General features: G+C 43.8%; 25 protein-coding genes. 3 read left to right on the forward strand and 22 right to left on the reverse strand.

Translation table 11 applies throughout. The features are described from left to right. Positions 1 to 6: 6 nt before the first annotated feature. The 16 genes from LCL89_RS11765 to LCL89_RS11840 all read right to left on the reverse strand — a co-directional run bounded on the left by LCL89_RS11765 (position 7) and on the right by LCL89_RS11840 (position 13,042). The gene (locus LCL89_RS11765; RefSeq protein ID WP_197317447.1) at positions 7 to 306 is read right to left on the reverse strand and encodes a gas vesicle protein K; all 300 of its coding nucleotides are present in this window, start codon (positions 304 to 306) and stop codon (positions 7 to 9) included. Further along, on the reverse strand, positions 293 to 538 hold the full coding sequence (locus tag LCL89_RS11770) for a gas vesicle protein (protein ID WP_224810254.1): 246 nt from the start codon (positions 536 to 538) through the stop codon (positions 293 to 295). Before LCL89_RS11770 ends, LCL89_RS11765 begins: the two co-directional genes overlap by 14 nt. 3 nt (positions 539 to 541) lie before the next feature. Further along, positions 542 to 1,354 (reverse strand): GvpL/GvpF family gas vesicle protein, encoded by an 813-nt coding sequence (locus LCL89_RS11775; protein ID WP_224810255.1) that lies wholly within the window; start codon positions 1,352 to 1,354, stop codon positions 542 to 544. Positions 1,355 to 1,372: 18 nt separating this feature from the next. Beyond that, on the reverse strand, positions 1,373 to 1,627 hold the full coding sequence (locus LCL89_RS11780; protein ID WP_224810256.1) for a gas vesicle protein GvpG: 255 nt from the start codon (positions 1,625 to 1,627) through the stop codon (positions 1,373 to 1,375). Beyond that, on the reverse strand, positions 1,624 to 2,388 hold the full coding sequence (locus LCL89_RS11785) for a GvpL/GvpF family gas vesicle protein (protein ID WP_224810257.1): 765 nt from the start codon (positions 2,386 to 2,388) through the stop codon (positions 1,624 to 1,626). The genes LCL89_RS11780 and LCL89_RS11785 overlap by 4 nt, the downstream gene beginning before the upstream one ends. An 11-nt stretch (positions 2,389 to 2,399) precedes the next feature. Beyond that, positions 2,400 to 3,305: a gas vesicle protein GvpN gene (gene gvpN / locus LCL89_RS11790; RefSeq protein WP_224810258.1), complete on the reverse strand. Its 906-nt coding sequence runs from the start codon at positions 3,303 to 3,305 to the stop codon at positions 2,400 to 2,402. Between the two features lie 15 nt (positions 3,306 to 3,320). Continuing rightward, positions 3,321 to 3,581, reverse strand: a complete 261-nt coding sequence (gene gvpO, locus LCL89_RS11795) for a gas vesicle protein GvpO (RefSeq protein ID WP_197317441.1) — start codon at positions 3,579 to 3,581, stop codon at positions 3,321 to 3,323. Between the two features lie 63 nt (positions 3,582 to 3,644). Continuing rightward, positions 3,645 to 3,935: a gas vesicle protein GvpJ gene (gene gvpJ, locus LCL89_RS11800; RefSeq protein WP_197317440.1), complete on the reverse strand. Its 291-nt coding sequence runs from the start codon at positions 3,933 to 3,935 to the stop codon at positions 3,645 to 3,647. 21 nt (positions 3,936 to 3,956) lie between these two features. Further along, on the reverse strand, positions 3,957 to 4,433 hold the full coding sequence (locus LCL89_RS11805; RefSeq protein WP_224810259.1) for a hypothetical protein: 477 nt from the start codon (positions 4,431 to 4,433) through the stop codon (positions 3,957 to 3,959). Positions 4,434 to 4,738: 305 nt separating this feature from the next. Next, the gene (locus tag LCL89_RS11810; protein ID WP_224810260.1) at positions 4,739 to 5,782 is read right to left on the reverse strand and encodes an SEC-C metal-binding domain-containing protein; all 1,044 of its coding nucleotides are present in this window, start codon (positions 5,780 to 5,782) and stop codon (positions 4,739 to 4,741) included. Positions 5,783 to 5,996: 214 nt separating this feature from the next. Beyond that, positions 5,997 to 6,935 carry an LCP family glycopolymer transferase gene (locus LCL89_RS11815; RefSeq protein WP_224810261.1) on the reverse strand — a complete coding sequence of 313 codons (939 nt, stop codon included), beginning with the start codon at positions 6,933 to 6,935 and terminating at the stop codon, positions 5,997 to 5,999. A 632-nt stretch (positions 6,936 to 7,567) separates the two neighbouring features. Beyond that, positions 7,568 to 9,073 (reverse strand): tripartite tricarboxylate transporter permease, encoded by a 1,506-nt coding sequence (locus LCL89_RS11820; RefSeq protein ID WP_224810262.1) that lies wholly within the window; start codon positions 9,071 to 9,073, stop codon positions 7,568 to 7,570. Between the two features lie 16 nt (positions 9,074 to 9,089). Next, a complete protein-coding gene (locus LCL89_RS11825) occupies positions 9,090 to 9,548 on the reverse strand; it encodes a tripartite tricarboxylate transporter TctB family protein (RefSeq protein WP_197317435.1) in 459 nt (152 codons plus the stop codon). Positions 9,549 to 9,630: 82 nt separating this feature from the next. Beyond that, positions 9,631 to 10,629 (reverse strand): tripartite tricarboxylate transporter substrate binding protein, encoded by a 999-nt coding sequence (locus LCL89_RS11830; RefSeq protein WP_224810263.1) that lies wholly within the window; start codon positions 10,627 to 10,629, stop codon positions 9,631 to 9,633. A 146-nt stretch (positions 10,630 to 10,775) separates the two neighbouring features. Further along, positions 10,776 to 11,453: a response regulator gene (locus LCL89_RS11835; protein ID WP_224810264.1), complete on the reverse strand. Its 678-nt coding sequence runs from the start codon at positions 11,451 to 11,453 to the stop codon at positions 10,776 to 10,778. Beyond that, a complete protein-coding gene (locus LCL89_RS11840) occupies positions 11,450 to 13,042 on the reverse strand; it encodes an ATP-binding protein (RefSeq protein ID WP_224810265.1) in 1,593 nt (530 codons plus the stop codon). Before LCL89_RS11840 ends, LCL89_RS11835 begins: the two co-directional genes overlap by 4 nt. Before the next feature lie 341 nt (positions 13,043 to 13,383). Between LCL89_RS11840 and LCL89_RS11845 the strand changes: the two genes are divergently transcribed. The 3 genes from LCL89_RS11845 (at position 13,384) to LCL89_RS11855 (ending at position 17,561) form a co-directional block, all read left to right on the forward strand. After that, complete coding sequence (locus tag LCL89_RS11845) at positions 13,384 to 14,406, forward strand: TAXI family TRAP transporter solute-binding subunit (RefSeq protein ID WP_224810266.1); 1,023 nt, start codon at positions 13,384 to 13,386, stop codon at positions 14,404 to 14,406. Between the two features lie 127 nt (positions 14,407 to 14,533). Then, a complete protein-coding gene (locus tag LCL89_RS11850) occupies positions 14,534 to 16,450 on the forward strand; it encodes a TRAP transporter permease (RefSeq protein WP_197317723.1) in 1,917 nt (638 codons plus the stop codon). A gap of 250 nt (positions 16,451 to 16,700) precedes the next feature. Next, the gene (locus LCL89_RS11855; protein WP_224810267.1) at positions 16,701 to 17,561 is read left to right on the forward strand and encodes an STAS domain-containing protein; all 861 of its coding nucleotides are present in this window, start codon (positions 16,701 to 16,703) and stop codon (positions 17,559 to 17,561) included. A gap of 40 nt (positions 17,562 to 17,601) precedes the next feature. On the opposite strand, the gene LCL89_RS11860 is transcribed toward LCL89_RS11855, so the two are convergent. The 6 genes from LCL89_RS11860 to LCL89_RS11885 form a co-directional block, all read right to left on the reverse strand. After that, the gene (locus tag LCL89_RS11860) at positions 17,602 to 18,201 is read right to left on the reverse strand and encodes a pyroglutamyl-peptidase I (RefSeq protein ID WP_224810268.1); all 600 of its coding nucleotides are present in this window, start codon (positions 18,199 to 18,201) and stop codon (positions 17,602 to 17,604) included. An 87-nt stretch (positions 18,202 to 18,288) separates the two neighbouring features. Next, positions 18,289 to 19,110, reverse strand: coding sequence for a carbohydrate ABC transporter permease (locus LCL89_RS11865; RefSeq protein ID WP_224810269.1), 822 nt, complete (start codon positions 19,108 to 19,110; stop codon positions 18,289 to 18,291). A 20-nt stretch (positions 19,111 to 19,130) separates the two neighbouring features. After that, positions 19,131 to 20,033 (reverse strand): carbohydrate ABC transporter permease, encoded by a 903-nt coding sequence (locus LCL89_RS11870; RefSeq protein ID WP_197317427.1) that lies wholly within the window; start codon positions 20,031 to 20,033, stop codon positions 19,131 to 19,133. Positions 20,034 to 20,122: 89 nt separating this feature from the next. Next, positions 20,123 to 21,478 (reverse strand): ABC transporter substrate-binding protein, encoded by a 1,356-nt coding sequence (locus LCL89_RS11875; protein ID WP_224810270.1) that lies wholly within the window; start codon positions 21,476 to 21,478, stop codon positions 20,123 to 20,125. A 30-nt stretch (positions 21,479 to 21,508) separates the two neighbouring features. Further along, positions 21,509 to 22,513 (reverse strand): LacI family DNA-binding transcriptional regulator, encoded by a 1,005-nt coding sequence (locus LCL89_RS11880; RefSeq protein ID WP_224810271.1) that lies wholly within the window; start codon positions 22,511 to 22,513, stop codon positions 21,509 to 21,511. Between the two features lie 90 nt (positions 22,514 to 22,603). After that, a complete protein-coding gene (locus tag LCL89_RS11885; protein WP_224810272.1) occupies positions 22,604 to 23,953 on the reverse strand; it encodes a glycosyltransferase family 4 protein in 1,350 nt (449 codons plus the stop codon). Between the last annotated feature and the right edge of the window lie 349 nt (positions 23,954 to 24,302).

Below are 24,302 nucleotides of genomic sequence, written 5' to 3' on the forward strand. Positions count from 1 at the left end.
CCTTTTCTACAATAAGTTTCCTAGAGGACCGAGATCGATATTCAAATCCTCATCTTCCAAGTCGAAGATTTCCTTCAACTCATCCATTTTCACTTCCAGATTCATTAAAGCGAGACCCAGCTTCTCAATCTCCTCATCACTCAACGTCCCCCCGTCCACTCGGCGGATGGCATGACGCTCAATCAATTGACGCAGCAGTTCGATCACTGTCAAAACCAGCTGCCCCAGTCCTTGTTCTGCCCCTTCAGGATCCAGGTTGATCCGCCCGCTTTTCAAAGGTTGTTGTTCGAAGTTACTTTGTGACATGACTAAGCGCCTCCATTTCTTCTTTGAGTTTCTTTGAGGTCAACGGGTCTTTTTCTTCGGCAACCAGCGTTTCTACCGCTGACACTAAAATACGTAAATCTAAATAAACGAGATCGATGCCTGCAATGGATATGACGATATCTCCTTGGATTGCCACCCCTTTATCCAAAACTGTATCCAGAATATCGATCAAAGCGATTTCCTTGTTTTCATACTGTTCTCTGTGTGACATCCATCAAACCTCACTTTTTGCGAGAGTCACAAAGTGATAGGCGGGCCAAGGACCCGTCACCTCAATTTTCCATCCTGATTCTCTATGGCGATCGTTTGCCTCCGTAACGAGCTCCAGGAAAGTTTCTACATTCTCCGAAGAAATAAGATAAGCCCCGTTCCAGGACATCTCTTCCGTTTTTCCCGTCACGTCCTTTTTCCAAATCTTCTTTTCCATAAAACGGTCCGCCCATCCATTCCACGTGTCATGCATTTGTTTAGAAAAAGTCAGCTGTTCCTCTTCGACCACTTGATCGATCCACCCGTCGAGCTTCTTCTTCTGTAAGTACTGCATGCCCTGACTCATACCGGCGATATCTTCCCGTTTTTTCAAAACATCAGGATGATTTTTTTCTATATTTCCTCTCAACCGATTTGGGTCGCAGTATATCTTCAAGTTCCACTCTTCTTTGCCTGCAATCTCAGTCAGAAGTTCATTCCAATCTTCACGATGTGCCTGAACCACATCAGACAATCGATTTTGACTTTGGTAAATGGTAAAAAGCTTCATTGGGACAATATTCGTACGTTCTCTCAGCTTCAACAATGTTTCATGATGGTGAAAAGCTTTTTCCTGAATCCAGTCAAGCTCCTTCGTCTTCTTTTCAATTATTTCTTCACCATAATCGCTTTCATCCAGCCGGCAAACGACAGCCATACAATCCTCGAATCCAATGGTAAAAAGCGGATGCTCACCATCAATCCCCATTAAATCTGAAAAAGCTTCATTATTTTTACCGGCCGGAGCAACCCCGTATAAGTATAATAGTTCCGCCATGCAAGACATCCCTCGTTCCTAGTTGCGTTTCGTCATTTTTTCCCACTGTTCCATCTCTCTTCTTTTCGCCACTTCATAACGCAGCAGCAATTCTTCTTCCTGAGATTCATAAACTTCCTCTGATATTTCCTCAAGCTCATACATCATCTGCAGTTGAACGAGCTTTTTTTGAATATGTTCTAAATCGTACAATTCCTTATCCACTTCTTCTTTCACATGTTTGCCGACTCTGACCACGAGATCGATCGGGGAAGTGAACAATTTGTGGATCATGTAGGTTCCTCCACTTTCAATTTGATGTTAATGAAATTGTACGCAGGCCAAGGTCCTGTATATTTAAAATCAACACTTTCCTTCCATTCATCGTGCAATTCATTGACAACCCGATCGAATTTTTCTTCCTTCTCACGATCGATCAGGTAAGAGCCATTTAACAACATTTTCTCCCCCAGCGTATCGTTCGTTTTCGAGGATTCAGAAATTTGGACGAGCGGGTGATGAATGCTGTTTTCCACTCTTCTTTGAGTTTCTTTGAAAAAGTCTTCTGCCATTTCACCAAGCTTGATCCGATCGAAATAACCGGCTGCTTCCGACTTTCTTTCCACCGTTTCTTTTTGCTTGATAACTCGTTCATCCTGATGGATTTGTTCTTCCAGCCATTCTTGTTTCCCAATCACTTTCAAACCGATTTCAATCTTGTTTTTCACTTTAGGGAACAACTCTTCTAATTGAGGATATAAATTCTCAAGCAGAACTTCTGTATCCTCTACCGTATGAAACACATTTCCGAAACTGATGGGAACGACCGTATTTTCTGTATTCATCACACGTGAAATCACCTGCTGGTGCATCATCAAGTTGGTTTTGTCAGGGTGATAGATTTTTACCGGGGCTTCCATAGCCACCATAGCTGCATCCTTATGGTGAATCGTAAAAACGGCCCGCTCCTCATCTTGAAACATGATCGTTCCAAAGTCTTTTTCCTCTTCAGTCTGTATACAACAAAATACATATATTCCTGTTCGATCTTCCATCCTTTTTCCTCCTACACCTGCTTGCAAACGTTTAAAATATGGCTCCTTACATCTTCCTCGCGCTTTGAACATAACTTCAAATGAAAATAACACACATCCAAGGCCAACTGCTGAAACTCCTCATTCTCACCATCCACAGGTATATCATTTTTCATGATCACATCCGCCATCATGAGAGAAGCTCTCAAACTTACGGTCTGACTCCCTTCACGACATAACGCATTCACGTTTCCAATGAGATCGACGATTTTTCCCGCCTCTCCTTTTCCAATGGACGTCTGCTGCATGAGTATCTCAGCTCTTGTTTCATTACCCATCGTCTCAAACGGCAGAGAAATCATCCGATCAAGAAGGGCATCCTGAGTTTCATAGACTCCCACATACTCCGAAGGGTTACTAGTGAAAATGATCGAAAAATGAGGATGGACCTCAATATGAGATTGTTTTCGTTTTGCTCCGTATAAGGGCAGGATTTTTTCTTCAATGACGGACAAAAAAAGATTATTTGTATCTGGACTGGAGCGGGTGAATTCATCATAAACGACGGTATGACCATTTTTCACCGCTTCGTACAATCTCCCTTCCACCCAGTCTTCCGTCACGTTTTCTTCGACCTTATGAACTTGTTTTACAAAATTATCGTTCAGTTTCTTACGGTTATAGCCCTTAAAAGCACCGATTAAATCTTCATTGGACATATCCCTGTTTCCATTGATCAGCGTCACTGGTCTGTTTCGACTTTTGGCCACATGCACGGCCAGCGTCGTCTTCCCAATCCCGGAAGGACCCGTGTAATGAATCGGGTAACCAGCAGATAAATAACGGTGGGAGCGGCGGATCAAACTACGAAAAAAGGGGTGGTCATAGACGTCTTGCTGATTGGATGCCTTCTGTTTCATTCGGGTCAATCGTGACATACAGAACCGTCCCCCTTATTGCTCAACCGTTTCTTCTATTTCACTGCGGTATCTTAAACTCACCCTTGAGAACCCGGTCACTTCATGGTCATCGTCAAGGAACACTTCATAAAGGCCGATCATCTGGTCTCTGGCGTATTTACGCATATAATCTTTTTCTTCTATGACCTCTACCAGTACTCTCCACCCTTCCTCGTTCTTTTTTGCCGAAATGATTTTGTGAGGCGGAGCTATGTTATCTTGAAAAAATGTAGTCACCGTATCAAGTATTTTCATAAACAAGAAACACCTTTCTCATAGACTGTGAGAGTTGACGTCCGCCGCCAACTCTCACTCCTCTTATATACTGAATCCGCTTTGTTGATTAGATGATTGGTAGGAAGAAGAGCCGCCTTCACCTAAACGTCCTCCTAAACCTTCTTCTTCTACTTCATCTCGAAGCAGCCCGACCGCTTCCGCGTATCGAAGCCACGTGTCTACACTAGCCACCACGACGCGAGCTTCTACCGTGATCAGTTCAATCCCTACCACAGATACCCGCGCAAACGCATCAATGACGATTCCTTTATCCAAAATTCTATCAACGACTTCTGCAAGGCTGGAGCTATCATTTGATTTTTGTATAGCCAATGCCATTCTCCTTTCGAGTTTTTAAGAATGATAGGTTTTGATATCCGACAATCCTTTGACTTCGTTCGGTCCCTTTATCTGGGTGGCACTTTTCACATGGCTGATCCCTTTAATGTCCTGCACACCTTTGACTCTTCTGTCCGAGCTGCTCTGACGCATTCTCTTTTGAAGTTCCTGCCCGGAATCTTTTAAGGCAGCCATTCTTTCTCGCAGCTGAAGCAGATTTTCCTGCACAGATTCTTTCGCCTCTTCAGCTTTCGAATGTACCTTTTCTGCATTCCTCTCCGCCTTTTTCTGCAAATGGGACTGGAATTGATCCTTCATCATTTCAGCCGCTTCTTCCTGGGTTCGTTCTTTCGCTTCCTCAGGGTCGTCCGACTTTTTAATGATTTTAGAAACTGTCGGTGCCTTTTCTCGAATGAAGCGTGCGGACTCCTTCACACCTCCCTCAACTTTGTCGATGATGGATTCATTCGTTTCTCGGTTCTTTACAGACACACTTACCATCCTTTTGGAAATTCACGCTTTTTATCCTTACTTCCCAACTCCAGGAAACAAAAACCAACTTTGGGAAAAATAGTATGAATTTCATCATATGGTGGAGAAGAATGGAACTATCCGCCTAGCCATCAAGAGAGTTTGGTCGATAAATTTGTTTATTCGCTGATAAATAGTGGAGTTTGGTTGATAAACAGTCGAATTTGGTTGATAAAATCAAATTTCCGCCGATAACCTCCACCTTTCCGCTGATAAAAAGCCACCCGCCCCACAAAAAAAGCTCTGCCATTAAGGCAGAGCTCTCATTATGCTTGCTGTTGATTGCGTGCAGTCAGTTCTCCGATATATTCATCGAACTCTTTCGTTCGTTTCGTGATACTGTTCGGACTTACACCGTATTTTTCAGCAATTTCTTTTTTCGTTACATCTTTATTGAATTCAAAATAAGGCGTTGCCATCATTAGATAATCCAACGCTGCGGCGAACACCCCAGCTTTTCGGATTGTCGGACGTTTCTCCTCACAGTACGTGATCCATAGATTTTTCAGGGAGGTGAAGGCATTTTCCTGCTGTACCTCTTCATCTACGTTTTCCTTCAACTGATTGAGAACTTCCACTTCCTGAGGACGGCCTTCCCACACTTCTTCCACTTGTTCAAATTCGTTGAAGTGTTCGCGGTAGAGCCATGTTTTCATTTGCTCCAGGAATGTCTGAACGAAATATTCGTGCTTGCTCAAAGAAGTTTCTGCTTCTTTGTATTCCTGTTCGAATGCTTCCATGAACTGGTCATAAGATGCTTTTACATCTGGAACAGCAAGCGGCATGGATTGATAGACGTCTCCCCACTTCATCAGAATTCCCAAGTAATAAGGAGAGTCTGGAATATGGTCGACAGGAATGCTGTCACGAGTGACTTCATAAACTTCGCCGTCAAATAAGTCCTCTACTGTGATATTCTCTGAACCTTCTTCCTTCAACTCAAACATACTTACTACAGGTTGTCTCCACTGCTGAAGAGATTCTAGTGTTGCTGGTCGGGTTACCGTTTTCTCAAGCTTTTCAATGAACGGATCAACAATTGTTCCGCCTTCCTCCAACGGTTCAACAATCCCTTTATAAATCAAGAAAAGGTGCTGTTCTATATTTTCTTCATCCGTACGCGGCGCATGCGCTGGAAGAAGGTAAGGATAATGTTTTCTTACGTATTCCTGGAACTGCATATAGTGCTGGTTCAGTTCCTCTTTCACAATTTTTTTCGGCAGTTCGACTACCTTTTTATTTCTACAACATTGTTTATACTTTTTCCCGCTTCCACACGGGCAAGGCTCGTTGCGTCCAATTTTCGCCATGTTGATTCTCCTCTCTAGATGTCCATCAAACGATTATACCGAATTCTTCTCCATCTGTCACAAAAAATCCTACAACTGCCTTATAACGATGTCTTCAGCTGAAAATATTAAGTATATAATTCATAAGGAAGTAGAGTACCTTGAAGGTCAAGCACTTCAGAATAGAGGTTAAAAAAATCCAACAAAAAAACTGCCTGCGAAGAGGCAGTCCATCCTATGAATTATATTCTTTGATCATCTGTTGAACATTATGAATCTCGGAATCCGACACCTGCAGATAGTAAATTCCGCCGATCTTCGTGCCGCTCCCTGTCATTTGATACGTCGTCATGTTTTTCTGAGCAGTACGATAATTCAATACCAAATCTTTCATAGTGCCGAAATCCATGTTCGTCGTTACGTTATGACCCAGAGCATCCATGACATCACCGATTTTATTCACCGCTCCGACTTGAGCTCCGGAATCGATGACTCCTTTAATGACCAGTCTCTGTCTTTCGTTACGGCCTAAATCCCCTTTAGGGTCCTGATATCTCATCCTCACGTAACGGAGAGCTTTATCCCCATCCATAGTCAAAGAGCCTTTTGCAAACGTTTCGCCGTTCCCCTCTGTCCATGAAATCGGATTATCAATCGTAATGCCGCCCACAGCATCAACAAGATCAGCCAGTCCTTCCATGTTCACTTTCACATAGTAGTCCAGTTCGATATCCAAAAAGTTCTCAACCGTACTGATCGCCATATCTGCTCCACCGAATGCATAAGCATGGTTGATCTTGTCCAGTTTTCCAGCCTGGGACGAATCGCCGACCATTTCCGTACGCGTATCACGCGGGATACTGACCAATTGACTCCGATCGTTATCCGGGTCAAGGGAAAGCACCATCAAGGCATCGGAACGTCCGCGGTCATTCTGCCTTTCATCGACGCCTAATAAAAGTATGTTCAATGGTTCTTTATTTTTCAGCTTTTTCTTCGTTACGACATGATCGATCGAAGCCACTTCTTTATGCATTCTCGCATCGACCGTCTCTTTTGCCCCACTATAAATGGTATACGTATAAACAGCACCGGCTCCAACGACCAAAGCGACTAATAAAAGAGGGAGTTTCCACCACCAGCTCTTTTTCTTCTTTCTTAAAGCACGACTCATTCATCATCCACTCCAAAATTTTCTAGTTCAACACTTCTCTTCATTATATAAAGTTATGAATCTTTTTACAATATACTATTTATTAGCCTCTGTTTTTGCTTAGTGTTGTTATTTCTCATGTGAGCTTGTATCAGCTCAATCCGTCCTTGAATTTGTATGAGGCGGACTTTTAGAATGACTCGCTTTCCGTGGGGTACCGTGAGTCTCCTCAGGCTGACGCCTTCCGGGGTCTCACGATGTACCTTCATCCCACAGGAGTCTCGCCATTCTAAAAGTCCACCTCTTCAAAATAGGTGGAACGGAAAGGCCATATACCTTTATAAATGGAGACCCATTACACTAGCTATGAATGGGAGGGAAGGGAAAACAGGGAGACTCCTGCGGGAATAAGGAACATGGTGAGACCCCGGAGAACGAAAAGTTCGAGGAGGCTCAGCGTTCCCCGCGGAAAGCGGACTGTTTTCCCTTCCCTCCCATACTCTGGTTAAAGAACGTTCCCAGACGTGTCGACGATTTAGATATCAATTAAAATATCAACAACAGTCTTTAACAGAGCCATCTATTAAAGTGAATCATAGGAGGAGCATTGCACAGAAAAAACCCCCTCCATCCAAAGGACAGAGAGGATTGATTCACGCTGCGTCTTGATTCTGTTTGTTGTCTTCCCTTTTCTTACGAATGAACGGGACGATAAACGATAGAAAACTTACAGCAAGCAGTCCGACCGAAATCGGGTCTTCGACGAGTACCAGCAGGCTGCCTCCTGAAGCCGTCAGTGCTTGACGAAGGGCCTGTTCCATCATGCCACCTAAGATGAATGCGAGAATGAACGGCGCGGCCGGAAATGAAAAGAGCCTCATCAAATAGCCCAGTAAGCCGAAAGCAAGCAGCAAGTACAAATCAAATGTACTGAAGCTAATCGAATACACGCCGATCAAGCTGAAAATGATGACCAGTGAAATCAGCAATGGGCGTGAAATTTTCAAGATCTTCGCGATATATGGAATCAACGGCAGGTTCAAAATTAATAAGAAGACGTTTCCGATATACATACTGGCAATGATTCCCCAGAAAACGTCCGGGCGATCCTGTACCAGCAAAGGCCCTGGCTGGATTCCCATGACAAGAAACGCTCCAAGCATGACAGCGGTCGTCCCTGAACCTGGGATACCAAGACTCAACAAGGGAACGAACGCACCACTCGTCGCTGCGTTATTTGCCGTTTCCGGAGCGGAAAGGCCTTTGATCGATCCTTTCCCGAATTCCTCAGGCTTTTTCGTAATTCTTTTTTCCGTAATATATCCGATGAAGGACGCGATGGTCGCACCTGCACCAGGAAGGACGCCTAATAGAAATCCTAAAAACGATTGACGCGTCATAGGACCTTTCATTTCCTTGAAATCGTCACGACTGAGTTTCAAATTTCCGATATCACTCTGCTTGCTCAGTGATTTGTCCTTCCGGTTCAAAATCAAAAAACACACTTCCGCCAAAGCGAAAAGTCCGAGCGCAATCACTAGAAAATCGATGCCTTCCATCAAATTCGGATTCCCGAATGTAAAACGGTTCGTCCCCGTTTGAGCATCAATTCCGATCGTCGCAGCCATGAATCCGAGGGTCGCTGAAATCAACGCTTTTACAGTAGAACCATCAGAGAGACTTGAAATCGCCGTCAATCCCAGGAACATCAGAGCAAAATACTCCGGAGGTCCAAAGGAAATCGCTACACTCGCGAGCGCCGGCGCAAATAACATCAATAATACAACTGAAACTGTTCCTCCGATAAAAGAAGAGATGGCCGCGACGGCCAGCGCTTTTCCTGCCTCTCCCCTCTGGGCCATCGGATAGCCGTCGAATGACGTCGCGACCGTACCGGATATTCCCGGGGCATTCAATAAAATCGATGACGTCGACCCACCGAATACAGCTCCGTAGTAGACACCTGCCATCATGACCAGCGCACTGGATGGATTCATTCCATAGGTCACCGGAATCATGATAGCAATCGCACTGATCGGCCCAAGTCCCGGCATCATACCAATCAACGTGCCTGTAACGACACCTATTAATACAAACAAAATTCCTTCCCAACTGAATGCGACCTGAAACCCCTGCATCAAGCCATCTAAAGCACCCATGTTTCATCAACACCTTTTAAAATGGTAAGATCCCCTGCGGCAGGCGGATCTGTAGCAAGTAATTGAACAAATAATAGAGAGCTGAAGGAAATATGAGCGAGACCAATACATTGCTCACCCATTTGTCATAACCTAAAAACCATGAACAAAAGAAGATGAATAAAGCTGTCGCAAGTAAAAATCCGATTACCTCGAATAATAGGATATAAATAAAAATCATTCCGCCGACAGCAGCCATGACACCTATTTCCTTTTTCGGGACAGTCCGCTTTTTCTTCTCTCCTTCTTCTTCTGAAGATTTATCGAAAAACAAGAGGACAGCAAGCCCAATCAATACAAATCCCAATGCTTTCGGAACAAGGTCAGAATCTACGGGTACGTATGGATACTCCTTCAAGTTATAACTTAAATAAAGATAACCGGCACTGAATAAGATTAGCACCACACTGATTTTTCGGTTCATCGTTTTCAACATCCCATTCACCTACTTTCGAGACGAGAGTTTTTTAAACGAAAAGGCCTGACCATCGTCAGACCTTCCCGATCATTTCCAACGTTTATTTGCCAAGTCCTAATTCCTCAAGCAGGCTGCCTAGTTCTTCTGTCTGTTCTTTCAGGAATTCTTTGTACGCTTCACTATCCATGTACATTTCATCCCATCCATACTTACTACGGATATCGGCGAATGCATGAGATTCACTCACTTCTTTGAACTTTTCTTCGTAATAAGCCACGGCTTCAGGCGACATATCTTTCGGTCCGAAGAAACCTCTCCAGTTGACGAACGTCGTATCAATTCCTTGTTCTTTCGCTGTTTCAAATGTGGACAGGACTTCTCCTTCTAAACGTTCCTCAGACGTGACACCCAATACTTTGATTTTCCCGGCTTTCACTTGTTCAATGGTTTCAGCGACACCAGTGGAATACACATCTGCACTACCATTCAAAATTTGTGTCAATGCACCACCGTCCTGTGCAGAAACATATTTGATCTTCTGAATATCGACACCCGCTGCTTTAGCAACTTTGACGAACTGCATATGGTCCATGGAACCAGGAGAAGATGCGCCCACTACAGTCACACTCGATGGGTCTGCTTTCATATCTTCAAACAGTTCATTCAAGTTGTTCCATTTCGCATCATCCGCAACTGCAAATGCACCGTAATCGGCAATCATGTTGGATAGAGGTGTAAAATCTTCATAAGACAAATCCGACTGACCATTCAATGGAACAAAAATCAGTGGAGGAGAAGAGACGAAGATATTCTCAGGACTGTTCGTACTATTGATATACGACCAGCCGACCGCTCCGCCACCGCCAGGTTTGTTTACGACAGCAACATCATTTTCTACAATCTCCTGATCTTCCAATACTTTTCCTACACTACGGGCGGTCGTATCCCAGCCACCACCAGCGCCACCTGGTGCGACGATTTCAATATTTCCGTCCGGTTTCCACTCTCCGTCACTTTCCGTGGTACCGGAACTTTGTTCCCCACAAGCGACCGTAAATACAAGTAAAGATAAAATGGCAAGACCCCAAAGCTTCTTCATATGATTCTCCCCTTTTCAATTAGTTGTACATACATCATAAAAGGGAAACCGCCTTATGTAACCGTTTTCAAAATAACCCGTTTAAACAACATTAAATGAATAAACCAAATAAAATTCACAAAAAAACAACCTCTTTGCTGAGGTTGTCATTTCATCATATATTTCCTTTCCGGTCTTCCTACTTTTCCATAGCGCATTTCTGCTTTTCCTTCATTTAATGAAACGAGATATTCCAAATATCTTCTTGCTGTCGTTTTGGAAACGCCCATTTTTTCACTCGCCTGTTCGGCTGTCACCCCGGAGGCTTCCAAATTCAACATTTCCCTCATTTTATCCAGTGTCAGAGGATCGATACCTTTAGGGACATCTGCCCAATTCGAAGCGTGTGTCGATTTCGTATTTCCGATCAACTGATCCACCATCGTCTGGTCGAACGTTGAAGCTGACTCGATCATCCGTTTCTTTTCCTTATAAGCTTCCAAGGTTTTTCTGAACCGATCCATGGAAACAGGCTTGATGATGTAGTCGATGATTCCATACTTCATAGATTTTTCAATCATGGTTTTATCATTGGCCGCAGTGATCATCATGATATCGAGTGAAGGAGCCTGTTCCCTCAATGTATGTAAAAGCTCCGTTCCTAGGCGGTCAGGCATATACACATCCAATAAGAGTAGATCAGGATTGTGCGCCTTCACCATATTTAAAGTTTCTTCTGCATTCAACGCTTTTCCAACCACTTCTACTTCCTCCACTTCTGCCAGGAACTTTTCGTGAAGCTGCGCTACTCTGAAATCATCCTCGGCTATAGCAACGGTGATCATGAAACCTCTCCTTTTTCTTTCGGTATAAAAATAGAAAATATCGTACCTTCATTCTCTGATCCGGACAATTCAATGGTTCCTCCCAACTCCTCTACAATTTCATTGACATTGGCAAGTCCGAATCCTCTGTGCTCTCCTTCTTTAGTTGAAAAACCACGAACGAATAAATAAGGTATCATTTTCTCCGATATTCCCGGACCATTGTCCTTCACCTCGAAAACAAGCTCATTCCCAACATCCGTCGCAAAGAAAGTTACCTGTTTATCAACCTGATTCTTGGGCGCTTCGAAAGCATTATCAATGACATTTCCCAAGATAGTCACCAGCTTGGACCGATTGATATGCGCAGGTATACTCTGAATCGATGATTCATCATCGATGGAAAACTCCACCTTCTTTTCAGAAGCTTTACTCAGTTTTCCAAGCAAAATGGCCTGAACTGTATCATCTTCGATTTGATCGAATAGAATTCGGTTCTGTGACTGGGTCATTACGAATTCACTTTCAATCAAACTGCAGGCTTCTTCATAGTTTTGCAGCTGCAACAATCCAAGCAGCACATGCATTTTATTCGTATACTCGTGTGTTTGAGCCCTCAAGTCTTCAGAATATCTTTTCACCTCTGAAAGAGCATTGACCATTTCCCTGACTTCGGTTTTATCCCGGAAGCTTGCTACGACTCCAACTACACGCCCTTCCGCCATGATCGGTGTGCGGTTGACGATGACGACCCTGTCTTTCAATCGCATTTCCTGGTCCATTTCCGGTGCTCCTGTTTCTAACACACGCATGAGCTCGGTATTCGGAAAGACCTCTTTTATAGGTTTTTGAGTCGTGTCCTCATCAATGTCGAGCAGTTTCATTGCTGACTGATTGATCATGGATACGTGCCCGTCCTCATCAATGGAGATGATTCCTTCCTTAATAGAAGATAGGATAGCTTCCCTATCCCTATATAAAGATGAGATTTGAAACGGTTCCAGTCCCATCGTGTCTTTGCGGATACTTTTCGCAAGTGCAAAACTTCCCATCATCCCCAATAGAAGTGTCCCGACTGAGATACCTGCAATATCCATCAGCTTCGACCAAATGGCTGAATTGATATCTTCAATTAAAAATCCTACAGAAACGATACCGATGATTTCTCCATTCTCATCTATGATCGGAGCTTTTCCCCGTAGTGATGGACCGAGAGTCCCTTCTGCTTTGGATATATAATACTCCCCGTTTTTCAATGCACGATCGTTATCTCCTCCCACCATCCTTTTTCCGATTTTCCACGCGTCGGGATGGGCATAGCGTACGCTTTGTTCATTTCCTACCACTACGAACTCCGCGCCGACTTGTTTTTGAACACTCAGTGCAATCGGCTGAATCACTTCAGAAGGATCTTCCCGATCGAAGGCTTTTTGAATGGCCGGCATAAAAGAAATGGTTGTCGCTGCCTGAAGAGCCAGCTGACCCATTTTCTCTTCTGTCTCCCTTTTTTCCCAATAGGCAAAGACTCCGGAAAGAATTAAGACAATGGAAACAATCAACGTTATGACAAGTGCACTGATTTTCGTTTTCAATGAAACCTGTTTATTCATTCAATATACCCCTTATGAAAACGTCGTAATTTTTTATAGTAGCAAAGATTTTTGAATAAAATTTTTCTTTAATGCAGATACTTGAAAAAGTCAATTGTTTAATTTTGTAACCATTAAAAACCCTTTCACTTTGCATAGTACAACTTTTGTCGAAAAATTACCAATAATCATTATAATCTAAAAGGATATTTGAAAGCGTTTCCCGAATTCACTCTATTCTTGTAATTTTTCAAAAAAAACGGTAAACTAAAAAATGATGAAAGCGATATCCATTGATTTGGCGGTCTTTAACCGATCCTGCCAAACAGTCAAAACTACATAAAAAATTAGGAGGTAACAAGATGAAGAAATTCTCATTATTCAGTTTAATTACTCTGATTGCATTGAGCATGCTTCTAGCTGCTTGCGGCGAAGGCGGAAACGGTGGCGGATCTGCTGACGAAGGTGAAGGCGGAGAAGCAGCCGGTGGAGATGCTAAGACAAACCTTACTATGGGTACAGGTAGTGTCGGCGGTGTTTACTACCCACTTGGCGGAGAAATGTCCAACCTTTTGAAAGATACGATTGAAACAGAAGGCTTTGACGTAAGCTCAGTTGAATCTGGTGCTTCTGTTGAGAACATCGCTAAAGTACAAGCTGGTAAATTCCAATTGGGAATCGCTCAGAACACGACGATGATCAATGCAGTTGAAGGTAACGGAGATTTCGAAGGAAAAGATGTCAGCAAAGTCGGTGTCATCGGATCCCTTTATCCTGAAGGACTTCAAGTCGTAACTCTTGGAAATACAGGAATTGAGTCAATCGAAGACCTTAAAGGCAAGCGTGTAGCGGTAGGACCTCCAGGTGGAGCGACTCGTGAAGCTGCAACAATGGTTCTTGAAGCATACGGTCTTAAAGAAGGCGACTACAAAGCGTTCGAAGAAGGATTCGGCGATGCGAAAAGTAAACTTCAAAACGGTACAATCGATGCTTCATTCGCGGTTGTAGGTGTTCCATCTTCTACAACAGACGAATTGCACGCAGCTACGAAAGACGTGAAGTTCCTGAACATCGAAGGAGAAGCTCTTGATAAAGTTGTTGAAAACAGCCAGTACGAAGCGTACACAATGGAGCCGGGAACTTATGATTGGCAGGAAGAGCCGGTTCAAACCATCACTGCGATGGCACTTCTGATCGGTTCTACTGAACAAATCAGTGAAGACCTTGCATATGAGATTACAAAATCTCTTTACGAAAATGCAGATCAAATGACAATCGCTCAAGCTAACATGATTACAAAAGATAGTGCATTGAAAGGTGCACAAGACCTTCCGCTTCACCCAGGTGCTGAGAAGTACTTCAAAGAAGCAGGGATTCTTGAATAATAGTCGATGATAGATGGAACCGGACATATTCATTTGTCCGGTTCTTTCGCCTTAGACTACCAAGTGGGAAACGGAGGAAAGACACTTGACTACACACGATAACCCAGAAGTCGACAAGCAGGAATTGATGGCCAAATATGATAAGGAAAGTGCCTTTCGAACGAACTTAGGTACATGGGGATGGGTCATCCTTGTCCTAGGGTCCGCCTTGACTATTTTCCAATTATATACGGCCTATCGCGGCGCATACGTATCATTGATCCAAGGAGCGGTCCACCTAGGTGCCGCATTGTGTTTGGTTTATCTCCTTTATCCAATGAAATCTACATGGACGAAGAAAAAAGGAATCCCTTGGTATGATGTTCTATTTGCAGGTGCTGCACTCTATACGAACTTTTACATCATTCAAAATTACGACCGTTTAATTAACGAAGCCATCATTTTCGGCTTCACCTATATGGACCAGATCGTAGCCACGGCCGGTATTCTTCTATTACTTGAAGCCACACGCCGTGTCGTTGGACTGCCAATCGTCATCATTGCGATTTTGGCGCTTTTATATGGTCTTTTCGGAAACTACATCCCGGTCATCGGACATGCGGGGAATGATTGGCCGACGCTTGCATCTGAAATGTTCTTCAGCTCCAGTGCAATCTTCGGTATTCCGATTCAAATTTCATCCACCTACATTTTCTTATTCCTCTTCTTCGGTGTCATTTTGGTCAAAACGAACATTGGTCAATTCTTCAATGACATCGCTCTGCGTCTGACTGGTAAGTACACCGGCGGAACGGCAAAAGCTGCCGTAGCAGCAAGTGGACTGCAAGGAATGGTCAGCGGTAGTTCCGTTGCCAACACCGTAGGTTCTGGATCCTTTACGATTCCGATGATGAAAAATGCAGGCTTCAAGCCTCACTTTGCCGCTGCATCCGAAGCATCCGCTTCTACAGGTGGACAATTGATGCCACCGATCATGGGTGCTGCTGCCTTCATCATGGCATCGTATACAGGAATTCCTTATAACGATATCATCGTCATTGCCATTATTCCGGCGGTCCTTTATTTCAGTGGGGTATTCTTAGGTACCCACTTCGAAGCTCGTAAACAAGGAATCCGCGGATTGTCTAAAGAGGAACTTCCAAAAACGAGTAATCTCGTAAAGCGACTTGACTTGTTCCTTCCTTTGGTGATCATCATCGGTTTCCTATTAGCAGGATTTACACCGACATACGCAGCTCTTTTCGCAATCGGAACAGCGTTTGTCATCAGTTTCTTCCGTAAAGAAACACGGATGTCACCAAAAGAAATCATTAAGATTCTAGAAGAAGGTGCACGTGTCGCCCTTCCCGTCATCGCAGCCTGTGCGACTGCAGGAATCATTGCGGGAACTGTGACGACGACAGGTCTTGGACCAAAAATTGCAGGTGGAATCATCGATCTTGCACAAGGTCAATTCTTCCTTGTCATGTTCTTTACAATGATCGCTTGTATTATCCTTGGTATGGGTCTGCCGACGACTGCGAACTACGTTGTAACCGCAACGATGGCTGCACCAGCGTTGCTTGCCTTTGACGTTCCAGTCATCGCTGTACACATGTTCGTATTCTACTTCGGTATTGTTGCCGATATCACTCCACCTGTGTGTCTCGCTGCATATGCAGGAGCAGGTATCGCGAAAGCGAATCCGATGAAGGCCGGTGTCACCGCCGTCAAACTGGCGATTGCCGCCTTTATCATCCCTTATGTATTCGTATCGAACCCGATACTACTGCTACAAGGTGATGCAAACTTCTTGAATGTCACACTGGCCCTTACGACCGCTATGCTCGGTATGGCCAGTATCAGTGCCGCCATGATCGGCTACTTCATAACCAAAGTCAATTGGTTTGAGCGAATCGCCATGATTGTCGGTGGTCTGATGCTTGTTTACCCGAACATCGTCATTTCCCTTATCGGGCTGGCTGTCTTTGCAGGTATTGCTGTATGGCAGATGGCTCGTAGTAAGAAAGATGACTCAGGCAAACAGGAAGCAGTAACTTCATAAATTGGAAGAGTGGGCTTCGGCCCACTCTTTTTTATTAGGTGTGGTCGATATATTTCTATTTTGGCTGATAAAAATCTTTTCTTGCCGATAAAATGTATTTTTCGCTCATATATACAAAATTCCGCTGATATACTTCCTTTTCCACCAATATCCTCCTCTGCCCCCTTATCAGACCCCAAAGTGAATATGTTAGACTGGACTAATGGCCGTAAATGACCAAATCGCTTGAAACACTTAAGGAGGCAAATATTTGCCCGGTGAATACAATTTAGAACTCTCAGACTTCGATTCGTTGAAAACAGTTTCGAAAAAGATTTTCAAAATCATCAGTAAACAGTTGAATGTCAATACAGCTTACGTGACGAAGCGCGGCGATCAGTCGACTACAATTCTCAGTTCCTATAACGATGATGAAGTCATCATCCCTGAAGGATACGAGGTTGAGCACAGTGGTACATATTGTCAATATGTCATTTCCAATGAAGACAACGCCATGACCACCACGGATCTAACTACGGATGAACTGACACGAGAGATGGAAGCGACCTCTCAATTGAACGTCAAAGGATTCCTCGGTGTCACACTGAACGATACGCATGGCAAAGTTTTTGGTACATTGTGTGTGATGGATGAAGAAGAAAAAGAGTTCGACGGCGAAGATATCGATTTTCTGAAGTCCATGGCTGGTGTACTCTCTCACCTGATCGAGTTGGATGAGACAAAGTATAACATGGCACTACTGAATGTGCCGATCATACCTATAACGGAAGGAATTGCAGTCCTTTCTGTACAGGGAATCATCGATCAACACCGGTCAGATAAAATTACCAGCGATGTTCTCACCTACACGACTGAACAAGAGACGGAATACTTCGTCATCGATGTCTCAGGACTGATTGTCGTGGATGGAAACTTTCCTCAAGAGCTTATCAACATGGTCAAGTCACTTGAGATCATGGGAGTCGAACCGATCATTACCGGAATCACACCCCATTTTGCTAAACACGAGGCTGACAACGTACAGCTCTTACAGTTAAATGTCAAAACAGTGAACAGTCTTCAGTCCGCTCTCGAATATATCGGCTTCTCTTTAGTAGAACATGATGCATAAACAAAACCCTCATCCAACGAACGGATGAGGGTTTTCCTAATTATAAACTTTCAATCATTACCTTCACAGCCTCTGTTAAATCATCCTGCGACCAGCTTGGAAGCTCTTTATGTTGCACTGCTAATCCATGAGAAGCAGGGATATGAACAAATCCGAATGGAATTTTCTTACTCTGGCTTTGCAGATGATAGAGTCCCTGGTACATGATGTGATTGCATAAATACGTACCGGCACTATTGGAAATCCCAGCCGGGAAACCTGCTTCATTTAATTTCTCAACAGTATCCTTGATGGGAAGCGTAGAAAAAATCCCATCCGGACCGTCAGGCTGAATCTTCTCCCCTGATAAAACCCTTCCCTCGTTATCCGCCTCTCCTTCGTTACAATTGATTGCAATCCGTTCTGGAGTCATTTTATGACGGCCGGTAGCAAGACCTAAAGAAACCACCACATCCGGCTGCAGCTCCTTTATGTACCCGACAAGGTCCCCGCCTGCTCTCTCGAAATCTACAGGCAGTATTTTTCCGACCACTGTAAACTTACCGATCACCTTCCCATCCATCTCATTTACGATCGGAATCGTAGGGTTGATAGAAAAATTCAAAAAAGGTTCGAAACCTGTAAGCAGCAACTTCTTCATGTAACATCCTCCTCTATGAAAAGCATACCCCTTTACAATCATCGCGACACAAAAAAGACTGCCTCCTTAGAGACAGTCTTTCTTTCTTTACCCTTTAACAGCTCCATCCATAATTCCTTTTATGAAGAAACGCTGCAACACGATGAACAAGACGACGACTGGAACAATCGTCAGCAAGTTCGCAGCAAGGACTTGTGACCAAGGAATCGCAACCGACTCACTGGACAGCATCGCAAGCTTCAGAGGGAGGGTGAACTTGTCCTCGGACTGAAGCAAAACAAGCGGCATCGTGAACGAGTTCCAGTTATTGACGAATTCGATGATAACTAGAGTCGTAATGGCCGGCTTGATGACAGGCAGGACGACCTGGAAGAATATGCGGAATTCACCGCAGCCATCGATCCGGGCGGCTTCCAATAACTCATCAGGAACATCATCGATATACTGTTTCATGAAGAATACTCCGAACACAGTGACCCCGAACGGGATGATCAAACTGATCAATGAATCATACATGCCGAGCTTGATGATGATGAAATACAAAGGCAGCAGCAGTGCCGGAGGTGGCACCGTCATCGTTCCGACCAAAATCATGAACAACACGTTTTTACCGAAAATATGCTTTTTCGATAAGGCATATCCAGCCATAGTCGCAAAAATCGTAATTAAAATCGTTGCGGAAACCGTTACGAGTATCGAGTTCCAGAACGTTTGTGTAAAGTCCAAGCGATCCCAAATCAACGGGAAGTTTTCCCAATGGAATTCCTTCGGCCAAAAGGTCGGAGGAAATTGAGTGATTTCTCTATCCGACTTCACACTGGAGATGAACAGCCAATAGATCGGCATCAAGAAGATGACCGTTAACGTCCACATGAATACTTGCAATAAAATCGGGTGTTTCGTTTTCATAAGTACAATCCTCCTCGCCTTTATCCAAGCTTCTTATCCACTGCGCGTTTCTGCCACACCGTAATGACGATGATGATCAAGAACAAAATGTAAGACATTGCGGATGCGGTTCCGATACGGAAGAACTGGAAGGCTTCGTTATAAATCAGGAATGGAACCGTCGTTGTTGAATCCCCAGGTCCTCCTCCTGTCATGACGTAAATTTCCTGGAAGACTTTCAACGTATCAATCATAAGCAGGACGGATACGACAAGGGTAATACGTCCGAGCAACGGCCATGTGATATACCAGAACTTCTTGAACGGAGTGGCACCATCAATATCCGCAGACTCATAAAGACTGTGAGGGATATTCTGCAATCCAGCTAAGTAAATAAGCATGAAATAACCGATTTTCTTCCAAGCACTCATGATGGCGATGACCGGCATCGCTAATAATGAATTGGAAAACCAGTTCGGTCCATCAATTCCGAATTTGTAAAGCAGCGCGTTGACGAGCCCTTGATCACTGTTGAAAATGAACAGGAAAATCAAACTGGCACTTACAATGGAAATGATGTATGGAATGAATAAGACCGTTCTGAAAAAATTGATCCCTTTCAACTGACGGTTTACGAAAATCGCCAATAGAGCTGAACTGACTAGAGTAATCGGAATATAGACGATTCCGTAATAGGCCGTGTTCCATAGGGACTTGATGAATAAGTCATTTTTGAAAACTTCGATATATTGGTTCAGGCCTACGAATTCACCCGGTATATTGAACAGTCCGGTTTGTCTCATCTCCATCGGATTGATGGTTTTGAAACTGGCAATGAATGCCCAGACAATCGGATACATGACAAATAAGGAAAGGATGAGAAGGGCTGGTGCCAAAAAAGCATAGCCAGTCCAATCCGTTTTACGCAAATCAAATCGCTTCATGTTACCAGCTCACTTCCTTTTCTTTGGTGAAGGGCAAATAAGGAAGGAGCTAGAACCCTGCCCTAGCTCCTTTCACTCCTTACTGCCTATTATTTAGAATCTAAAATCTTATTCCCTTTTTCTTCGACGGTTTCAAGAGCTTCTTCCACTGATTTCTCTCCTGTCACCATTTGGTTAAGCTGAGATTGGTAGACTTCCTGTTCTACACGTGCCCATGCCTCTACCGGAGAAGAAATACTCGGGTACTTCAGCCCTTCGATGAAGACTAAAAATTCAGGGTGCTCCTGGAAGTAATCAGAGTCAGCTAGATCCTTACGCATCGGAACACGGAATGGATAATATTCGCCATCATCACCTTTTTCACCAAGCATGATCATTTCCTGTGCTTTCTTGGAACCTAGGAATTCAATCAGCTTCTTAGAAGCTTCTGCTTTATCACCTGAAACGGTATCAGGGATAGACAGCATATATGGTCCTAAGTCAGCTGCACGTCCTTCTGGTCCAGCTGGTACGGGAGCAGCTGCAACCTCGAATGGATTGCCGTTTTTCCAAATATCCGTGATTCCCCATGGGCCCTGGAATTCCATAGCGACCACTTCGTTACGGAAGTCGGCCATGACGCCGCCGCCATCTTTGTTTCCTGTATCCGGTGGAGCTACTTCATTGACTAATTTTTTATAAAACTTCAACGCTTCTTTTCCTTCAGGAGAGTTCAGCGCAACTTTGTATCCATCGCCTGACTCTTTAACAATTTCACCGCCTGCCTGATTGACGAACATGTTTGTCAGCCACGCAACATCCGGGTGCTGTTTTCCTACAAGACCTAGACCGTATTGGTCGATTTTTCCGTCACCATCTGTATCTTTTGTAAGCTTTTTGGCAGTTTCATAGAGTTCATCCCAGTTCTCAGGAGGGCCGTCGATTCCAGCCTCTTCGAACATCGTCTTGTTATAAACCAACTGGATTGTGTGTCCCAACCAAGGGAAACCGTAAAGCTTATCGTTGACTGTACCAAGGTTGACCAGTTCATCATAGAAGTTTTCTGCATCATCAGAGAACTCATCCGTCAAATCCATGAATGCGCCTTCAGAAGCGAGGTTACGAACTTCACGGTATGGAACCTGAAGAACTTCCGGAGCCTGTCCACTAAGGACCTGAGTCAATAATTTCTGGTTATTCTGTGTCGTTGAAACCAATTCTACATTGATATCCTCATTTTCTTTTTCAAACTCATCGACGATCGTCTGAATTGCTTCTCCACGTCCAGAGTCGGTACCCCAGACGATTTGCATCTTAATGTCCGTTTCACCACTGGAATCATCATTACCAGAGGTTTCTTCACCAGAAGAAGAACATCCAGCCACTAATGCAGTCAAACTGAGCAACAAGACTAAAAACAACTTCGTATGCTTCACACTTACATCCCCTTTGAAATTTATTGCCATCGTTGGCATTTAATTAGTAAAAGAATCCCTTCAAAGAGACTCTCTATCTACGATTTCCGGTGTAATGAAAATACGTTTTGCAGCAGGCTTTACGTCTTTGATCTGAGTCATCAGAATATCAAAGGCCTGTTTGATGAAAGTGGGGATCGACTGATCGATGGTCGTGAGCGGTGGATATATGTACTCACTCATCCTCACATTATCGATACTCATGACGCCAAAGTTCTCGCCAATCGTGTACCCTTCCTCATTCAATGCCCGATAGACACCGAGGGTTCTTTCATCTCCTGAAACGAACAGCCCTTCAAGCTTCTTCTTCTGCACGATCTCTTTTGTGATGTGATAGGCACTCTCCATACTGGACACATCGTAGTGGGTTTCATTCGTCTGCAGTCCTTTTTCTTCGCAGAAGCGTCGGAAACCGACAGCCCGGTCATGATTGACTGTGAATGCTCCGTCCCCGAGAAGGAAGTCGAAGCTGCGATATCCTTTTTCAAACATATGCTTCGCACCTAAGTAGCCCGCATATTCGTTATCCAAATCCACAAATGGCGTGTCATAATTCCCTGTGTCTTTCCCCACGATGACGAATGGAACATTATACTTTTTCAAGTAATCCACCCGTTTATCTCCTGGCTTCGTGTCGAACATGACGGCCCCATCACATAAGCTGTGCTTGACTAGATAAAAACCATCGTTTTCATCCTCTTCGAAACTATCTGCTGAAGAAGAGGAGATGACCATCCTCATGTTATTCTCTTTAGCAAGCTTATGGAGCTCTTGTAAAACTTCATTGTGAAATGCTCCCCAATATAATCCATGGTGACGATCGACGAAAGCAACGATTTGATTCGTTTTCTTCGCTTTCAAAGATCGTGCAATCGCATTGACTTGGAATCCCATTTCATCAATCGCGGCTTGGATTTTCTCCCGCGTTTCTTTCTTGACGTTCGGGTCCTTGTTCACGACTCTTGACACTGTGCGCACGGAAGTGTTGCATCTTTTAGCAACATCCTTGATTGTTACTTTGCTCATCTCGAGAACATTCCTTTTGCCATCGTTGGCATTTATCTTGCCTTCATGATAGCGTTTTCAAATAGAAGTGTCAAGGTTCTTTTCAGAATATTATTGTTTTAATTTTTCTTGTAAAACATTGGATAAATAAGTTTGTAAGGCTTCATAGGAATACAATTCTTTCCCGATTCGGAAATTGGTTTCGACCACTTCCTCATAAACATCAGGGCTGGTCAAGATTTCTACTGAATTTCGTACTGCCTGAGTCATCACCTCATCATCCACTTCGACAAGCCCTTGGGAAGTTGTTTGATGTTCAGCTCCGAGGGAAGGGTACTTGATTCCGCTCTGCTTGATATCACGTTCAAAAACTGGATATTCATATACAAGAAGCGGCTTTTTAGCAAACATTCCTTCAAGCAGCTGATTGCCCCAACCTTCTAAAATACTCGGATAGGTAATGAAATCACAGGCAGCATAAGCATCCCATAAGGAATAAACTTTTCTGTCTTCTTTCTGCCACCTCGAATGGTCAATGGAATGATTGATCCATTTCATCTTTACACCAAGATCTTCAGCTTTTTGTTTTAAAGCTTGAATGTATTCCGGTTCTGCTTCATCAAGCCCTGCGAGTACATACACGACCTCACTCGATGCAGTGAAAGGCTGACCATTATATAAGGTGGTTCCTTCCTGCAGTTGATCCTGTAATTTGGCGACAAAGTCGATGCCTAATTCAATCGCTTTTCTTTCTGCAATTCTAGTCGCCTGCAGAATGAGGACATCTTCTTTTTTAATGCCGAACGTCTCACGAAAATCCTCATTATAATCATCTATGCTCCATGGCTCTCGTTGAAAATCAAAGACGTTCGGGACAACCGTCGCATCGATATCATAGTGCTTTTTCAACTCATCTTGAGCCAGGCTGTTGATGACCACATGGCTGATGCGCGGAGAAACAGGAGGGAAATACTGTCCAAGCCACTCTTTTACGAAATCGGCCGTCGGGTTCTGATACTTGTCCCTCTCCCAGTGAAAATCATGGTGATGACAGATCGTCCTTACCCCTGTCCGTTCAATCGCATTGGTAAATGCCAATCCTGCCGGCAGGTTCCAGCCAAGCGATAAAATGTTATTTGGAATCAATAGGTCGATTTCTTCGTCCTGGATGAAAGCGACAAGTTTCTCTTCGACTCTATTTGCGTAATCCAACATGTCTTCTTTCATGGCGTCTGCAGATGAATAATCTTTTATTTTTTTATAAGCATTTTCAACAAACTTCAAGTTTTCCGGATGCTTATAGTGCATCTCTTCGATCACATAAGCTTCTGATTGGCCTTCACTTCCTGCCAACATGACGACTTCATGCCCCATACTTTCATAAGTCGTCTTCCATTTTTCCATTTCCAATGAAACCCCATCGGTTTCGCCTACTCTAAAGTGAGCCAATGCAATTTTCATTTCTTCACCCCTCATTACATTTTGCCAACGTTGGCAATTTAGTTCTAAAAAAATCAGGTGTTCAATAACCTGAAATTGTTCTTCTTCAACAATTGTTTTTTATTCTATAACACATTGTAATCGTTTTCAATGAGAGAGTTCAATTTCTTTTAAAAGAATGCCTCTGTTAAAGTTTAGTGTTGATATATCCATCAAAAAAAGAATTCATTACAAAATGTTTGTATGCGTGCAGGGCTCCGGGAAAAGGTTCGCTTTCCATGGGGCGGGCGCTGAGTCTCCTCAGGCTACGCCTTCCGGGGCCTCACCTGTCCCACACGTCCCATAGGAGTCTCACCGTTTCCCTCCGCCC

Source organism: Halobacillus yeomjeoni (assembly GCF_020171525.1).
Lineage (GTDB): Bacteria > Bacillota > Bacilli > Bacillales > Halobacillaceae > Halobacillus > Halobacillus yeomjeoni.

Coding starts and splice junctions, on each gene's coding strand:
- LCL89_RS11875 (WP_224810270.1), bottom strand. CDS start 21,478: ATGGCAATAAATTTCAAAGGGGATGTAAGTGTGAAGCATACGAAGTTG.
- LCL89_RS11860 (WP_224810268.1), bottom strand. CDS start 18,201: ATGAAGAAGTTGCTGCTTACAGGTTTCGAACCTTTTTTGAATTTTTCT.
- LCL89_RS11850 (WP_197317723.1), top strand. CDS start 14,534: ATGGCCAAATATGATAAGGAAAGTGCCTTTCGAACGAACTTAGGTACA.
- LCL89_RS11870 (WP_197317427.1), bottom strand. CDS start 20,033: ATGAAGCGATTTGATTTGCGTAAAACGGATTGGACTGGCTATGCTTTT.
- gvpN (WP_224810258.1), bottom strand. CDS start 3,305: ATGTCACGATTGACCCGAATGAAACAGAAGGCATCCAATCAGCAAGAC.
- LCL89_RS11815 (WP_224810261.1), bottom strand. CDS start 6,935: ATGAGTCGTGCTTTAAGAAAGAAGAAAAAGAGCTGGTGGTGGAAACTC.
- LCL89_RS11775 (WP_224810255.1), bottom strand. CDS start 1,354: ATGGCGGAACTATTATACTTATACGGGGTTGCTCCGGCCGGTAAAAAT.
- gvpO (WP_197317441.1), bottom strand. CDS start 3,581: ATGAAAATACTTGATACGGTGACTACATTTTTTCAAGATAACATAGCT.
- LCL89_RS11840 (WP_224810265.1), bottom strand. CDS start 13,042: ATGAATAAACAGGTTTCATTGAAAACGAAAATCAGTGCACTTGTCATA.
- LCL89_RS11780 (WP_224810256.1), bottom strand. CDS start 1,627: ATGATCCACAAATTGTTCACTTCCCCGATCGATCTCGTGGTCAGAGTC.
- LCL89_RS11830 (WP_224810263.1), bottom strand. CDS start 10,629: ATGAAGAAGCTTTGGGGTCTTGCCATTTTATCTTTACTTGTATTTACG.
- LCL89_RS11765 (WP_197317447.1), bottom strand. CDS start 306: ATGTCACAAAGTAACTTCGAACAACAACCTTTGAAAAGCGGGCGGATC.
- LCL89_RS11825 (WP_197317435.1), bottom strand. CDS start 9,548: ATGTTGAAAACGATGAACCGAAAAATCAGTGTGGTGCTAATCTTATTC.
- LCL89_RS11880 (WP_224810271.1), bottom strand. CDS start 22,513: ATGAGCAAAGTAACAATCAAGGATGTTGCTAAAAGATGCAACACTTCC.
- LCL89_RS11785 (WP_224810257.1), bottom strand. CDS start 2,388: ATGGAAGATCGAACAGGAATATATGTATTTTGTTGTATACAGACTGAA.
- LCL89_RS11835 (WP_224810264.1), bottom strand. CDS start 11,453: ATGATCACCGTTGCTATAGCCGAGGATGATTTCAGAGTAGCGCAGCTT.
- LCL89_RS11810 (WP_224810260.1), bottom strand. CDS start 5,782: ATGGCGAAAATTGGACGCAACGAGCCTTGCCCGTGTGGAAGCGGGAAA.
- LCL89_RS11820 (WP_224810262.1), bottom strand. CDS start 9,073: ATGGGTGCTTTAGATGGCTTGATGCAGGGGTTTCAGGTCGCATTCAGT.
- LCL89_RS11845 (WP_224810266.1), top strand. CDS start 13,384: ATGAAGAAATTCTCATTATTCAGTTTAATTACTCTGATTGCATTGAGC.
- LCL89_RS11770 (WP_224810254.1), bottom strand. CDS start 538: ATGTCACACAGAGAACAGTATGAAAACAAGGAAATCGCTTTGATCGAT.
- LCL89_RS11885 (WP_224810272.1), bottom strand. CDS start 23,953: ATGAAAATTGCATTGGCTCACTTTAGAGTAGGCGAAACCGATGGGGTT.
- LCL89_RS11865 (WP_224810269.1), bottom strand. CDS start 19,110: ATGAAAACGAAACACCCGATTTTATTGCAAGTATTCATGTGGACGTTA.